General features: G+C 59.0%; 9 protein-coding genes. 2 read left to right on the top strand and 7 right to left on the bottom strand.

The features are described from left to right. Position 1: 1 nt before the first annotated feature. The 3 genes from MHM86_RS06880 to MHM86_RS06870 form a co-directional block, all read right to left on the bottom strand. Positions 2 to 5,482 carry a glutamate synthase-related protein gene (locus tag MHM86_RS06880; protein WP_239197344.1) on the bottom strand — a complete coding sequence of 1,827 codons (5,481 nt, stop codon included), beginning with the start codon at positions 5,480 to 5,482 and terminating at the stop codon, positions 2 to 4. Between the two features lie 483 nt (positions 5,483 to 5,965). Next, positions 5,966 to 6,952: a sterol desaturase family protein gene (locus tag MHM86_RS06875; protein WP_239197342.1), complete on the bottom strand. Its 987-nt coding sequence runs from the start codon at positions 6,950 to 6,952 to the stop codon at positions 5,966 to 5,968. 105 nt (positions 6,953 to 7,057) lie between these two features. Beyond that, positions 7,058 to 8,461, bottom strand: coding sequence for a DUF4856 domain-containing protein (locus tag MHM86_RS06870; RefSeq protein ID WP_239197340.1), 1,404 nt, complete (start codon positions 8,459 to 8,461; stop codon positions 7,058 to 7,060). A 324-nt stretch (positions 8,462 to 8,785) separates the two neighbouring features. Here MHM86_RS06870 and MHM86_RS06865 point away from each other — a divergent pair, with 324 nt between their 5' ends. After that, entirely contained in the window at positions 8,786 to 9,388 is a 603-nt protein-coding gene (locus MHM86_RS06865) for a hypothetical protein (protein WP_239197338.1), read from the top strand. 225 nt (positions 9,389 to 9,613) lie between these two features. Continuing rightward, positions 9,614 to 10,930, top strand: a complete 1,317-nt coding sequence (locus MHM86_RS06860) for a hypothetical protein (RefSeq protein WP_239197336.1) — start codon at positions 9,614 to 9,616, stop codon at positions 10,928 to 10,930. Between the two features lie 79 nt (positions 10,931 to 11,009). Here the strand turns inward: MHM86_RS06860 and MHM86_RS06855 are convergent, their stop codons facing one another. The 4 genes from MHM86_RS06855 to MHM86_RS06840 form a co-directional block, all read right to left on the bottom strand. Further along, complete coding sequence (locus MHM86_RS06855; protein ID WP_239197334.1) at positions 11,010 to 11,636, bottom strand: LysE family translocator; 627 nt, start codon at positions 11,634 to 11,636, stop codon at positions 11,010 to 11,012. A gap of 75 nt (positions 11,637 to 11,711) precedes the next feature. Continuing rightward, a complete protein-coding gene (locus MHM86_RS06850; RefSeq protein WP_239197332.1) occupies positions 11,712 to 12,734 on the bottom strand; it encodes a biotin-dependent carboxyltransferase family protein in 1,023 nt (340 codons plus the stop codon). Then, positions 12,731 to 13,483, bottom strand: a complete 753-nt coding sequence (locus tag MHM86_RS06845; protein WP_239197330.1) for an allophanate hydrolase subunit 1 — start codon at positions 13,481 to 13,483, stop codon at positions 12,731 to 12,733. Before MHM86_RS06845 ends, MHM86_RS06850 begins: the two co-directional genes overlap by 4 nt. 71 nt (positions 13,484 to 13,554) lie before the next feature. Continuing rightward, positions 13,555 to 14,325 (bottom strand): hydroxypyruvate isomerase family protein, encoded by a 771-nt coding sequence (locus tag MHM86_RS06840; protein WP_239197328.1) that lies wholly within the window; start codon positions 14,323 to 14,325, stop codon positions 13,555 to 13,557. Between the last annotated feature and the right edge of the window lie 105 nt (positions 14,326 to 14,430).

Here is a 14,430-nt window from a genome sequence, read left to right as displayed (position 1 = left end):
TTCACTCGGCTGCGGTGCGGGCGATCACGTCAGGGATCGCGTTTTCGGCAAAGAGCGCGTCAAAGCTGGGCACCTCGCCCAGTGCCGCGCGGTTTTTGGCGCTTTGGTGCAGGATCCAGGCATAGGTGCCGGGGCTGTCCATGCTGAGGATGTTGCGCAGGCTCAGCGCCCGCTTGAAGTCGCTGAGGCGCTTGTTGGCCACAAGGGCGGCCAGACCGGCATCATCATAGCCTTCCACAGCGGTTTTGGCGTGTTTGCCAAGGGCCGCCATAAGCGCGAAGTCTTCGGTCAGGATCAGGTTGCGCGCGGCCTTGTCCAGCGCAAACTGGTCGCGCCCTTTCACACGCTTCGCCGCAATCACCTGCGCCTGTTCCAGCACGATGTAGCTGCCCAGCAGGCGGAACATCTCATCGGTGTCCATCTCGCCATAGGCAGGCACCGCACCACGCTGTACAGGCCGGCCGTGTTTCCATGCGGCCTTCACCTCGGCGATCTGGTGGCTGGCGAGCGCAGTAGACAGTTCGTCGATCAGATCCTTGCGGCTGCGGGCGGCCAGAATGGCGTCTGCGTCCTGATATTGCAGGAGCGCCTTTGGCATGATCCACGCCATATGGGTGCGGGTGGTGTCCCAATCGCCCAGTAGATCCTTACCCTTGGCAGATCCCGTTGCTTCCACATGCCATGTCAGCATCTGGCGGACCGCCCCTTCGTGGATCTGGGCGTGATCAGAGCCGTCTGCCAGCGTGCCTGCCAGAACGGAGTCCTGACTCATCATCTCTTGGATGCGGCTTTCAGGATCATACTGATACGCAAAGCCACCCGACATGCCGTTGCCAAAACCCTTGGCGAAGTCGCCGATGTTCAGGATCGCACCGTTGGTCATATATTCGGCGCAGAAATCGCCCACGCCCTCAACCACCGCCGTCGCGCCGGAGTTGCGCACCGCGAAACGGTCTCCTGCCTGACCTTCGATAAAGGTACGACCACCGGTGGCGCCAAACAGGGCAAAGTTGCCGACCAGCACGTTTTCACGACCCTTGGCGCCACCGGGGCTGCGCACGATGATTTCACCGCCAGAGGCCCCTTTGCCAACACCGTCGTTACAGGTGCCGGTGTGTTCCATCAGCATGCCATCGTTGCAGAAGGCGCCAAAGCTTTGACCGGCAGATCCGTTGGTCACAACCTTGATCGCGCGGGCATCCAGATAGCGGCGGCCACGCTGATCCTGAAATGCTGCGGCGGGAAGCTGTTCCAACTCATGGTTTAGCATCCGCTCAATGTCGATGCCCAGCTGACCGCCCACAGTTTTATTGCGATTGTTCAGCGGCATGTTTGGACGCAGCTCGATCGTGCGTTCATCCCCCTCAATCAGGCGGGATTTCACCTGTTCCAGCAGCGCATCATCGACAGCGAAGTCTTTTTCCAGATAGACCGGATCTTCAACCTTGACCTCCGGCACATTGGTCAACATCGCCCGCAGGTCCAGTTTGCCCACCGATGCGGGGTGGTCCAGAAGGTGCAGCAGGTCAGAGCGACCGCGGGCCTCTGCCAAGGATTTCAGGCCAAGCGAGGCCAGAACCTCACGGACCTCATGGGCGATGTTCAAGAGATACTGCGCCAAGGCACGGGGGTCGCCATCAAATACTTCTGGATTCGTGGTTAAACCGGCTGGGCATTTCACGTTGCAGTTCTTGGCCATCACGCATTTCAGCATCATCAGCGCGGTGGTGCCAAATTCAAAGCTGTCACCGCCCAAGAGGGCACCTTTGACCACATCTGAACCGGTTTGCATCGCGCCCGAACAGCGCAGCAGCACCTTCTGGCGGATGCCATTTGCACAAAGCGCATGGTGTACCTCAGCGATGCCAATTTCAGCAGCGCGACCGGTGTATTTCAGGGACGTGACCGCCGCCGCGCCGGTGCCGCCGGTGTTGCCGGCGATGTTGATCACATCGGCGCCCGCTTTGGCGACGCCCACCGCAATGGTGCCGATGCCCTCGGAGGAAACCAGTTTGACGATGACGCGCACCCGTGCCGCCTTGGCGTCGTGGATCAACTGGCCGAGGTCCTCAATCGAATAGGTGTCGTGGTGCGGCGGGGGGGAAATCAGCTCCACCCCCGGTGTGCCGCCTCTGGCAGCGGCGATTTCCACCGTCACTTTGGGCGCCGGAAGCTGGCCGCCTTCGCCGGGTTTTGCGCCCTGACCGATTTTGATCTCGATCTCTTCCAGATTGGGGTCCGCCAGATAGCCTGCCCAGACGCCAAAACGGCCCGATGCAAACTGTTTGATGCGGCTGGCGCGGATGGTGCCGTAGCGCGTGATATGTTCCCCGCCTTCGCCAGAATTGGACATGCCGCCCACCATATTGGTGCCATGGGCCACCGCTTCATGCGCCGAGGCCACCAGCGCCCCATGTGACATCGCGCCAGAGGCAAGGCGTCCGGTAATCTGTGACGCAGGTTCAACCTCTTCCAGTGCGATCCGGTCGGGGGCTGGGCGGATGCGCGCAATATAGTCCTGCGCCATGCCAACGACGGTGACCTTCAGCGCACCTTTGGTGATGTAGTGCCCTTCGACATCCTTGCCAAACCGTTCCACCAGCGTTTCCGCCAGCACATCCAAACGCCCCAGATCGCCGGATTTGGCACCAGAAAGGCGCAACAGGTAGGCGCCCTCTCCCAGATCTTCTACCGCGAGACCACGAATAGCGAAGTCATTGTTGCCCGCGCGGTTAAACAGCATCATCTCACGCTTCATATCCGCGACAGTGTCGAGGAAGGTGATATCAGCCGGGAACGCCAGCACATCGCGCAGGGCGGCAGGGCGACGATGGCGCTCTTCGGCCATCATGGCGCTGAAGGCACGGTAGCCGGGGGTGATGGTGAAATTGTCGATCTGTTCCTGGGTGAGCTTCGCGAAGGAAGTGTTCACATAGCCCGTGTCATCAACGCCAAAGGCATCCTCCATTTGGCGCAGGGTCAGCAGGCGGAAGGGATCGGTTTCCCCATCCAGCGCGCCGCCGTCATTTGCGGTCTCAAAACTGATCTTTTCTTCGGTCAGGTCGACAAACCCACGTACCGCTGTGGTGCCGTACGAGTGGCCCGCGCCTTCTGCGCGTTCCTTGAACAGCCCAAGGATCGGGATGTCCTTGTCGCTCTCGACACTCAGTGCGCGTTCGTGCCAATCAGCGACCGATTTCGCCACCACGTTAAAGCGCACGCCGCCGACGGGCGTTTTCATGTTCGGCAGATATTTGGCAAAGACCGCATCGTTTGTGTCGAGGAAGTTCGGCTCAAAGAATTCCCCGCCCGAATAGCTCTCCACCGTACAAAGACCGACCTTGCCCATCGTCTTCATCAGCGCCTTTTCAGCTGCCTTTTTGAATTTCTGATAAGCAGCAGGAGCCTCATTGCCATAAAGCTCTTCGGCGCGCATCCGCACGGCCATCGGATAGACGGCAGAGGCGCCAAAGCCCAAGGCACAGGCGATGTGGTGGGAGGAACAGATCTGACCGCTTTCCACCACCAGAGACACCTTGAACCGCATGCCTTCTTCGATCAGGCGCTGGTTGATTGCCGATACGGCCAGTGTCATCGGCATCGGCGCACGTCTGCGGCTGAGGTGACGATCGGACAGGATGGCAATACCACCGTGATCGCGGGCAAAGACGACGATCTCTTCCGCCACCGCATCAATCGCGCTGGTGAGCGCGGTCTCATTTGCGGCTGCATCGTCAAACACCGGCACATAAAGCGCGTCAAACTTGGCCCAAGGGGTCTGGGACTGTGCTTTGATCTTCAAAACATCGGTCATCAACAAAACGGGGCTATTCACCACGATTTGGCGTGATCGGCTGTGGCCCAGATACGGTTTTTCACCCAGCGCCACACGCAGGGTCATTCCGTCCGCCTCGCGGATTGAATCCAGCGGCGGATTTGTCACCTGCGCAAAACGCTGGCTAAAATATTTGGCCACACCGCCTTCGTTATCCGACAGCGCGTTGATCGCGTTGCCATAGCCCATGGCAGAAACCTTCTCGACCCCGGTTTGCAGCATCGGATCCATCAGAAACTTGAAGCTTTCCTGATTGAGCGTGTAGCCCACATAGCGCGCCGCCCAGCTGAGGTCGCCGTCATAGCGTGCCGCCGCATCCGACGGCGCGGTGTCGGGGATGGGGAAATCGTCGATGTTGGTTTGCGCATCCGCCAACAGGGTGGCGTATTCCTTGGCTTCTGCCAGTTTCGCCAGCGCCTCATCGGTTTCATAAATCCGGCCTTCGGCGTGGTTCAGATAGATCATGCCGCCTGCCTCAACACGGCCGCGGCGCAGCACATCCTCTGGCGGGAAATCAATCTGGCCTGCCTCGGACATCACCGCCAGATACTCGCGGGTCTCAACCGAACGCATCGGGCGCAGGCCCAGACGGTCCAGGCGGGCGCCAATGATATTGCCATCGCCAAAGACCAGCGCGGCAGGACCGTCGTTCTTTTCCTCTGACAGGGAGAAGTATTCCAGCATCGCCCGCACCTCGGGGCTGATACGGGCATCGTTTTCCCACGCGGGTGGCATCATCGCCACCACCGCTTCGACCAGATCCAGACCTTCGCCATAGACCCGTGCGTTCAGTGTCTGGTCCAGACGACAGCTGTCGGACTGCCCCTTGGGGCGGACGATGGATTTGTTGCGCGCCAGCGCAATCGCCGCCTCTGACAGGCGGTTTTTCTTGTCGGTGTTCAGTTCCCCATTATGTGCCATCAAACGGAACGGCTGGGCCATCGATGGGTGCGGATCAGTGTTCGTGGAAAAACGGGTGTGGAAGTAAAGCGTATGCACCGCATGATCGGGATCGGACAGGTCGCTGAAATAGGGAATGATTTCCCACGAATTCAGTCGCCCTTTGAACACCTGCATGCGAGATGACAGCGACAGCGGGTAGAGGCCTTCCAGATCGGGATCGGTGTAGGCCTCTGCCTCGATCTCCAACAGGGCGAGGTGAATGCGTTTGTCAAAGGCTGTCTGATCCATGCCACTGGGCGCAACAAAGACCCATTGGGCGATCGGCAGTTGGCATTTGACCGCCCGCACGCCGATGGCGTCATTATTGACAGGCATGTTGCGGATCAGTTTGGTTTGAAACCCTGACCTATCCAGCGCGGTTTCGATCAACTGGGCGGCGCGGTCATGCTGGCTTTCGTCCGCAGGCAGGAAGAAGTTGCCAACGCCGAACAGGCCGGGCGTCAGCGTGTTGCCGGTGATCTTGTTAAAGAATGACAGGGACAGGTCCACGGACAGGCCAGCACCATCGCCTACTCCTTCGGAGGACATGCCGCCACGATGAGGCACCGCGCACAGCGCCTCATGGCCGTGTTTCAACACCTCATGGGTTTGCACACCATCTTTGCGGGTCAAAAAACCAACCCCGCAGGAGCTTTTCTCGCTCTTGGGGTCATAAAGGCCATAGGTTCCTGGCTTGGCTGTCATTCCGGGCTCCAACGATAAAGGGACATTGCGCCGCTTCGACGGAAGGGGCGGATAGGCTGTCTCTGGCGTTGGGCTGGAGGTCTAGTCACCATTGCGAGTAGCGGACGACACCACAAAATTCAAGTCTGGCAGACGCAATGTTACGTATATTTGGTCCGATGCGGATCTAAATTTAATGTAGAATGTGATGATATGCGATAATGTTGGCTGTTATAGCTGCTTTCGGGCTTGATATAGATATGCTTAGGTCAGTTTTTATGACATAAATATATTGATAAAAACTGAGCACCACCTTGTGTTCTGGTGTTGTGCGGCGGGATTTTAGTAATTTTGCAGTCGCTCGAATCCTTCCGATAGAATCAGGACGGAAATTTAGGACGCTTTACTGACCTAATTTGCAGCGCTGCGCACAGACTGCTGACCAACGGGGGAAAAGGAGCTGTTTGGGCCCTCTGCCCGCACTCTGCGAACCTTTGTGCGGGCTCAGTTCTCTTTGAGCGTCTTGTTCTGACGGTTCAGGGCGCGTTGCAGGCGGCGCAGACGCCGCCGTATCACTGCGGCCATATCGCGGAACGGGCGCAGGTAAATATCGAGCAGCGCATCGGCGCTGGCCTCTTCCGGTGGCAGCCCGAAGGCGAGCGTGCGGTCTTTTTCCGACAGGTGCAGTGATCCAAACAGCCAGTCCCAAACTGCCAGCGCAACACCGAAGTTCTTGTCATAATGTTCCACCGCGGTCGAATGGTGCAGCTGATGCTGGGCGGGGGAGATCAACAGCCGTTCCAGCCACGGCCAATAGTGGATGTCGATGTGGGAATGGCGCAGGTTCGACCCGGTGACATGGAACACAAACACCGCCGCGTTGACGCCCACGATAGTGATCAGGTCCACCGCATTGCCGAAGAAGAAGAAAAACACCGATAGCACCGTGCCTTGCACAAACACACTGCGCAGACCGTAAAGCACGCCCTCCAGCGGATGTACACGGTAGACGGTGATCGGGGTCATGGTTTCGGCCGAATGATGCACCTTGTGGATCGCCCAGAGGAGTGGCCAACGGTGCATCCAGCGGTGTAGCAGAAACTTGGTAAAGTCATCAAAGATGAACATGGCACATGTGAACAATGTCACAATCATTGCAATAGGGGCGTCTGAGAACACGCCGCTTTGCAGCCAGTCGACGCTCAATAAGAAATAAAACACCGCCGTCGCAATGCTGAGCTGGGTGATCAGCAGTGGCGAGATGAACAGGGTGAAAAAGCGGTTGATCACAAAGATCTTGTAATCCGCTTTGGCCGAAGAGGATAAGAACACCCGCCGGTCAAAGATCTGCGCCAGACTTGCGCGCAGGGTTTTGTGTTTCACGGCCACCAGCCAGACAGCGCCGATGACCAGAGACAGGAACAGGTAGCCGAAGAAAATCCGTTTCTTCGGATCCCAGAAATCCCCAAAGATATCTGCGAAAACGTCCATCTGGCACCTCTATTCGGGTTGCGACGAAAAGGAAAGGCGGCCCCGAAAGGCCGCCCTGGAGCTATTGGGGGACCCAGCTGCCTGGATCCTGCGCATTCTGGCGGCTTAGTCGGTTTCGGCGCTTGCCTCGGCCTTCATCTTGTCGGCCAGACCTTCCAGTTGCGCCAGCTGATCGTTGGCCAGAGATTTCAGGCCGAACTTGCCTTTCAGCAGTTCCTGGGTTTTCAGCATGTTCAGCTGGTAGTCGTTCCAGGTCATGCGACGATCACGGACGAAGTTACCGTCTGCGTCGATGCCGGTGACGTAAGAGTTGTCCATGGTTACAGGACCAAAGCCTACGAGGTTGTTCAGCTCAACCGCGGTGGCGCCCAGGTTGTTGCGGCCCGATTGCAGCGCCATGGCGAAGCCTTTCAGCTCACCCCAGTGCTTGACGTAGGCGCGGTAGGCTTTTGCTTTCTCTTCGCCTTCGGCCTCAGCCATCTTGTTGATGTCTTTGTAAACCGAACCGGCATATTTGAACGCGGCTTCGGCCAGCACTTTTTCCCAGTTGCTTTCGATGGTGGCGGCGTGCGCTTTCAACTGGGCGCGGGCCTCATCGGACAGCGCTTCGCCTTTGGCGTCTGCGATCACCTGACGGCCGTCAATGAAAGCCTGCATGATGGTGTGCATGTAGTTGGTCGACTTGGTGCCGCCTTTGTCGGCGCCAGCGGCGTAGTAGGCCGGGCCAAAGACGTATTCGGTTTTCAGGTCAACCATGCCGTCGCCGTTGGCGTCCGCTGCTGCCAGATCCTTGCCTTTGGCAATGGCGTAGGCTTGCTGCGGAGTCAGGCTCATCGCGTGTGCAGGGGCGCCCCAGTAGCCAAAACCTTCGTCCCAGCTGTGCTCTTTGCCGGTGTAGTAGGCGCCGTCTTTGTAGGGCTTGTCGTTCGGTTTGTTGTCAGCGGCCAGCTTTTCGTCCAGATAGTTGTCAACCGACTGGTTGTACATCATTGCGCCCATGGTGAATTTGGAAATCACCTGACCCCAGTCATAGCCGTTTTCAGCGTCAAAACCTTTGTCCGCCTTGGCGGCCATTTTGATCATGTGCATCACGGCGTCTTTGCCGGTGCCGTTGCCGGGCCATGCGGGCATTGCGCCCTTGTAGAACTTGCCCGAGATGTTTTTGCCCTTGGAGATGGCGTTCACGGTGGTCTGTTTGATCGGGAAGCCGTCTTTGGACTTCGGCGCCAGAATGTCCAGATCGGCGTCGGAACCGTTGAAGTAGGACAGCATCAGCGCTTCAACTTCGGCGGCGTTTGCACCACCGTTGCCCAGAGCAGCGGCCTTTTTCAGGCTGTCATGCAGCGCATGGCGGGCGATTTGACCCGAATAGGAGACAGAGTTGGTTTTCTCGCCTTCATAGCCTTTCAGTGTGACGGGGAAGGGGCCGTACACATCGGCCGCGGCAGCGCCGGTGGCGGTCATTGCGATCAGGGCCAGGGCCGTGGTGTGCAGTTTAATTGAACGCATTGGTGTTTCCTCTCAGGGTCTTGGTCGCGAAGTTTCAAAATTCTGACACTTTTAATAAGTTTTAAAAATTGTAAGTCAACAATAATGCTCAGGATTGAGCGTGGCCCTGTAAATAACATGAAGATCGCCACTTGATGCGAATATGAATTCGCGTTTTGAGCGGTCGGTCGCGGGTCGCTGCTGCGGGTGCCGGCCTCTGCATTTAAGGGGGGCGAATCTTACGGCGCGGCATTTTCGCGCGCAGGTCTACGGGCTCTAAAGAAACAGCAGAAATCGCCGTTATGGGAAACAATCTAACCTAATCAGACCCGCTGTGAGGTCGCCGTGTTTGAATTTTTGAAGCCACTACTCGCCCTGTTTAATCCCACATTAAAGCTGGAACAGCGTCAGCACATTCTGTCGCGGGATTTGGTGGCGTTGGATCAGGATCTGCAAAAGGTTGTCGATGCGATTCTGACGGAAAAGGTGCGTTTTCTGGAAAAACTAGATGCCCTGGATGGTGCAAACAAGGCAGCAGTTCGCAAGCCCGCGCCTGTAGCGCGTCCGGGCCTGCGAGCTGCGCAGAAACAGACGTCCTCCACCGCGGATGCTGTCGCAGCAAAAGCGTTGCGCGCTAGAACCTCTAAGCTGGAAACGCAATGCCATAGCGCGTTTGCAGAGCTGGCCGATCTGGCCCGTCAGCGCGGCGATGAGGTGGCGCAGTTGCGCAGCCGCCTAGAGGCCGTCGCGGTGCCGGAATTGTCAGCGGAATTGGGGCAGAACCTGGAAGAGATCGCGCAGGCCCTGATCATACAGAAATCACAGATTTCTGCCCTACGGCTGAAAGCAATCACCACCGCCACTGAACTACATCAGGCCTGCACCGCAGGGCAGGCACCCGCCACCCCCCCTGCCACCGTCGCAGCTCCGACGGGCCGTGCAGCCTAGGCCATCCCTGCGCTGACCGCGTGCGCAGCTCTTGTTTTCGGGAATTGTCCGCCGAATAAGGGTAATTTTTCCGCTGAAACGGCAAGAAATGCATCTTGCCGATGGAACCGCCGTCAAAAGATCGTTATCTGGGGAACAAAGGCGCTGCGCTTTGCGTAGCGTCACTGTCGTTTTTCTGCCGTAGCGCGACGCGCTGCGCTCACCAAGACAAGAGTAGAAGCTGAGATGAAAGAATCAATTCCGCTGACCTCCCTTCCGACCAACAGCCTTTATGGTGAAGGCGATGTTTTTGTACTGTTCGGCGAACTGTTCGGCCGTGGCTATGCCACCGGGCTGATTGACGCGGCCAAAGCGGCTGGCATGACCGTTGTGGGCATCACCGTTGGTCGCCGCGAAGAGGACGGGAGCCTGCGCGCGCTGACCGCTGAGGAGCACACTGCAGCCGAGGAAAACCTGGGCGGCAAGATTATCAACGTGCCGCTGATGGCCGGTTTTGATATGGATGCGCCCGAGGGTGAGAAGACCCCGACCGATCTGGTGGGCGAAATGACCATCGACGGCTGGCAGGATCACAAGCTGGACTTTGACCTGATCGACCGTTGCCGCGAACTGGGTGTCACCCGTTTCAAAACCGCGCTGATCGATGTCATGGCACAGCTGGACGCGCTGATCCCTGCCGGTAAAAACGTGTTCTTTGCCCACACTATGGCGGGCGGTATTCCGCGTGCGAAGGTGTTCATGGCGATCGCCAACCGTATCTACAAAGGTCGCGGTGCCCGTTACATGCCGTCGCAATCGCTGGTCGACAGCGATCTGGGCAAGCTGATTCTGCAAAACTTCGACGAAGTGACCGCACATACCTTCGGCCACCTGATCGAAGCCAGCAGCGCCATCCGCACCCGTATTGAAGGTGAGGGTGGTCAGGTGCGCTATACGGCCTATGGCTATCACGGCACCCGCGTGTTGATTGATGGCGCATACAAATGGCAGACCTACACCAACTACACACAAGGCTACGCCAAGATGACCCTTGAGGGTCACGCACAGGCGGCGTTTGAAAAGGGCATCAAGGCAACCGTCTTCAACTGCCCCGAAATCCGCACCAACTCTTCTGATGTGTTTGCCGGTATCGAACTGTCGCTGCTGCCTCTGCTGGAGGCGTTGCGGAAGGAAGGCGGCGGCGCATGGGTCGACGCGCTGTGGAGTGAATGTCAGGACCTGCTGAAGGATGGCGCAACAGTTGAGGGTCTGCTGAAAGACGTGAACGACTATCAGCTGGATCCGGTGATGCAGCCCTTTAACAATTTTGAAGCTTGGCCAATGCCCAACAGCGGCGAACAGGTCGAAAAGACTGTTGGCACCTCGCAGGCCATCGTGGCGCTGCACAAGGATCGCAAAGTCCTGGTCAGCGACGTGCTGAGCCATGAGGTGGTGAATGCCACCGGCCAGCTGATCTTTGGTGAGGCCAGCGATCCCGCTGGTCCCGTTCTGTGGCTGGACCATGATCTGGTTGCCCAGCAGCTGATCGCCAACAAAGGCTAATTTCTGTCTGGATAGAAATGGAAAGGGCCGCCCTGCTGGGTGGCCCTTTTCATGTTCGGATCATGTGAGGGGGGAGCCCTTACTTCTGTGTGACCAGTTTGAACGCCAAGCCCAGGAAAACGACACCGGCTAGGCGATTCATGAGGACTTGTGCGCGGTTTGAACCGGCAATCTTTTCACTGGCGAAACCCGATGCCAGCGCGATACCGCCGAACACCACCATCGTCACCAGCGCCATGATGAGCCCAAGGCTGAGGATCTGGCCCGCGATATTGCCCTGATCCGCAATGACAAATTGGGGCAGGAAGGCCAGCATGAAAATCGCGACCTTGGGATTGGTGATGTTCATTACGAATCCACGCGCCACCAGTTTGCCGCTGCTGAGGCGCGGGGCCTCTTGATCCGGTGCACCTGCAGCGCCTGCGCGAAACGCGCCCCAGGCCAGATAGATCAGGTAGGCGGCGCCAAGGGTTTTCAGTACAGTGAAGGCCGCAGGCACCGCCTGCATCGCTGCCGCCAGACCCAGCGCCACTGCCAAGGTGTGCAAAGCCAGGCCGCAGCACAGCCCCAGCACCACCATCAGGCCCGCCCGTCGCCCGACCAGTGCCGATTGGGTGAGTACAAACAGGTTGTCCGGTCCCGGCATCAGCGCCAAAAGCGCACTGGTTGCGGTGAAGGCCAGAATGGTTTCATAGCTGAGGATCATGAGCGAGGTCTTTCTGTTGGCGCGGTTTTCGCCCAAAGAAGTGACGCAAAAACTGCCCTTTGCCAAGTCCGGCAATCAATCGCGATCCAGATCGTCGCCCGCGGTCACGCCGCTGATCAGCTGATACCGCAGCAGGTCGCGGATCTGGTAGGGATCGCGCAGCTTGACCTCAGCCGCGGCGCGCAGTTGGGGCAAGGTCTGCGCCTCAGCTGCGGTTAGTGCATCGGCCTGTTCTAGCGTGATCGTCTCTAGCCGCAGTTCTGCGCCCAGCGGCGCCTGTGCCAGCATCGGCAGATCCTGCGCGACGACGGTGCCAAGGCGGGGGTAACCGCCCATGGTCTGACAATCAGCCATCAGCACATAGGGCACGCCGTCACCGGTCATCTGTACATCACCGGGACAGATGAAATCGGATGCCAGTGCGGTGGCATCATCGGCAGGGAAGGGCGCGCCGTCATGATGCAACCGAACGCCCTGACGGTTGGCTGCGGCGTCACGGCGAAAGGGCGTCGCGAGGGCGCGCTCTAAAGTCTCTGGCGCAAAAAGCGCGGTTTGCGGCCCTGCCATCATCCGCAATGCCCCACCTGACAGACGATCGGGCACCGCAAGGCGGCGGGTGGGCGCGGCAGCGTCGGGGTCTGCCTGCATCGGCAAACTGTCCCCTGAAGTCAGCATTTGCCCAATGCCAAGGCCCGCCTGCGTCGCCACACTTCCCATCCAGCGCGGCAGGTCCAGTGGCGCGGCAAAGGTCAGATAGCCATAAACGCCTTTTAGCACGCCGCCCACTTCCAGCCGTTGACCGGGAGAGAGCAGGTGGCTCTCGTTCCAGCCCAGCGGTTCGCCGTCTAATATGGCCTGCATCACCGCGCCTGTGAGGGCAAAACGGGTGGGGGTGGTGACAGTGAAACTGCCGCCCAACCCTGCCATCTCAATCGCGGGCAGGATGCAGGGGGCTTGTAGGAGCGCCGCTGCCTCTTTCAGTGCCAGCCGGTCCGCAGCGCCGCCCGTCGCGATGCCCTGTGACATCAATCCGGGACGGCCCAGATCCTGCACCGATAGGGCAGGGCCTGCGCGGTGAATATGCAGCGCGCCGCTCATGTCAGGACCTCCAGGCGTGCACCACCCATGCCATCAGCATTGTCGCGCATCAGATCGCGGTAGGTATCATGGCTCACATGGTGCAGGCATAGCGCATCCCCTTGCTGCAGCAGAAATGCCTCTGCACGGTCGCGCAGAAAGGGACGGAACCCAGTCTGGGCAATCTGACGCCAGCCGGTTGTAGAGGCATTGCAAAACAGCACCATCTGGCGCACGGCCGTGACAATCGCACCAGCGGGCACCTGTGGGGTCAGGTCACGCTGGCGTGGCACCTGCCATGCGGGCGGCAGATAGCCAAGGTAGGGCTGACCGGGGGCAAAACCGATGGCCAGAACGCGTAACTCAGTCTCTTGGGCCTGCGTCACGACGGCGTCTTCGCTCAGCCCGCTGAGGGTGGCGAAATCCGCCAGTTGCGGGCCAAACTCCCCACCAAAGGTCACCGGAATGTGCCAGCGGCGGCTGGGGGCGGGCAGGGCATCTTCAGCTGTGTCTTGTGGGGTGAAACGTGCTTTGACCGCCTTGGCAACTGCGGCGCGGTTGGTCTGTGTTGGGTCAAACTGCAATAGGACAGAGGTGAGCGATGGGATCACCTCGACCACGCCATGAATGGTTTGTGTGGCCAGCGCGTTGCGCAATTGCAGACAACGGGCGGTCGCGGCGGGGGACGCGTGGCGGGCAAAGCGGACCAACACACCGGTCTGGCCGAGCGGCAGCACCTCTGCATCTGTCGGGGTCTTGGCGGGTTCCATGGGGGTTCCGGTTGCGGTGGGTTTGTGGGAAATCAGTTGCGCGGATCGGCAGGCTTGTCAATTGGCGGAGTTTAATCAGTGCCGAGTGGCGCCATCCAGCTGAGGGATCCTTCTGTCGCCCCGTCTGGTCGATATTCCGCCCCCAATGGCGCATTGTAGCCCCGTGTCGCCAGATGCGCAAAGACCGCCGCGTAATCCAGTGCGCCCCGATCAGGGCGGCCGCGATCCGGCACGCCAGCAAACTGGATGTGGCCGATGCGAGATAGGTGATGATCCAGTTCAGCGATTACATCCAGACCCATGCGGGCAACGTGGTAGCAATCAAACATCATCGCCAGATTGGGGGCGCCGACCTGATCCATGATCATAGCTGCCTGATCCGGTGTGGTCAGAAAATAGCCTGGAACATCGTGGTTGTTGATCGGTTCGATCAACAGCGTCAGGCCATAGGCCTGCGCACGCTCGCAACCTTTTTTCAGCACCTCTACAAAGGTCGCTTCTACTGCCGCTCCTTCAGCCTTGCCAGCCATGACATGGATATTGCGCGTGCCGGTTGCTGTTGCATAGGCAATGGAGCGATCTATTTCAGCCAGCGCTTCTGCCCCGCGACCCGGCAGGGCAGAGAGGCCAAACTCCCCCGCCGTCAGATCACCAGGGGAAGTGTTCAGCCCCAACATCGGCAGGGCAGTTTCCTCCAGTGCTGCGCAGACATCGGTGGGATCAACGGCATAGGGCCAGTGACATTCCACCGCCTGAAATCCCGCACGCTTGGCGGCGCGGATGGCATCCGGCAGCGGGAGGTCAGCCCAAAGAAAGCCCAGATTGGCTGAATAGTCTGTCATGTGGCCTTCCGTTGTTCTCTCTCGTTTGATGCCATCCGCCAGACACCGGATGCAAGGGCTGCGTATGCAGCCGGACATTGCGGTTGACATGGATGACCCAACGTC

It is taken from the genome of Thalassobius sp. Cn5-15, assembly GCF_022347685.1.
Lineage (GTDB): Bacteria > Pseudomonadota > Alphaproteobacteria > Rhodobacterales > Rhodobacteraceae > Thalassobius.
This window is presented reverse-complemented; position numbering and strand designations above follow the sequence as displayed.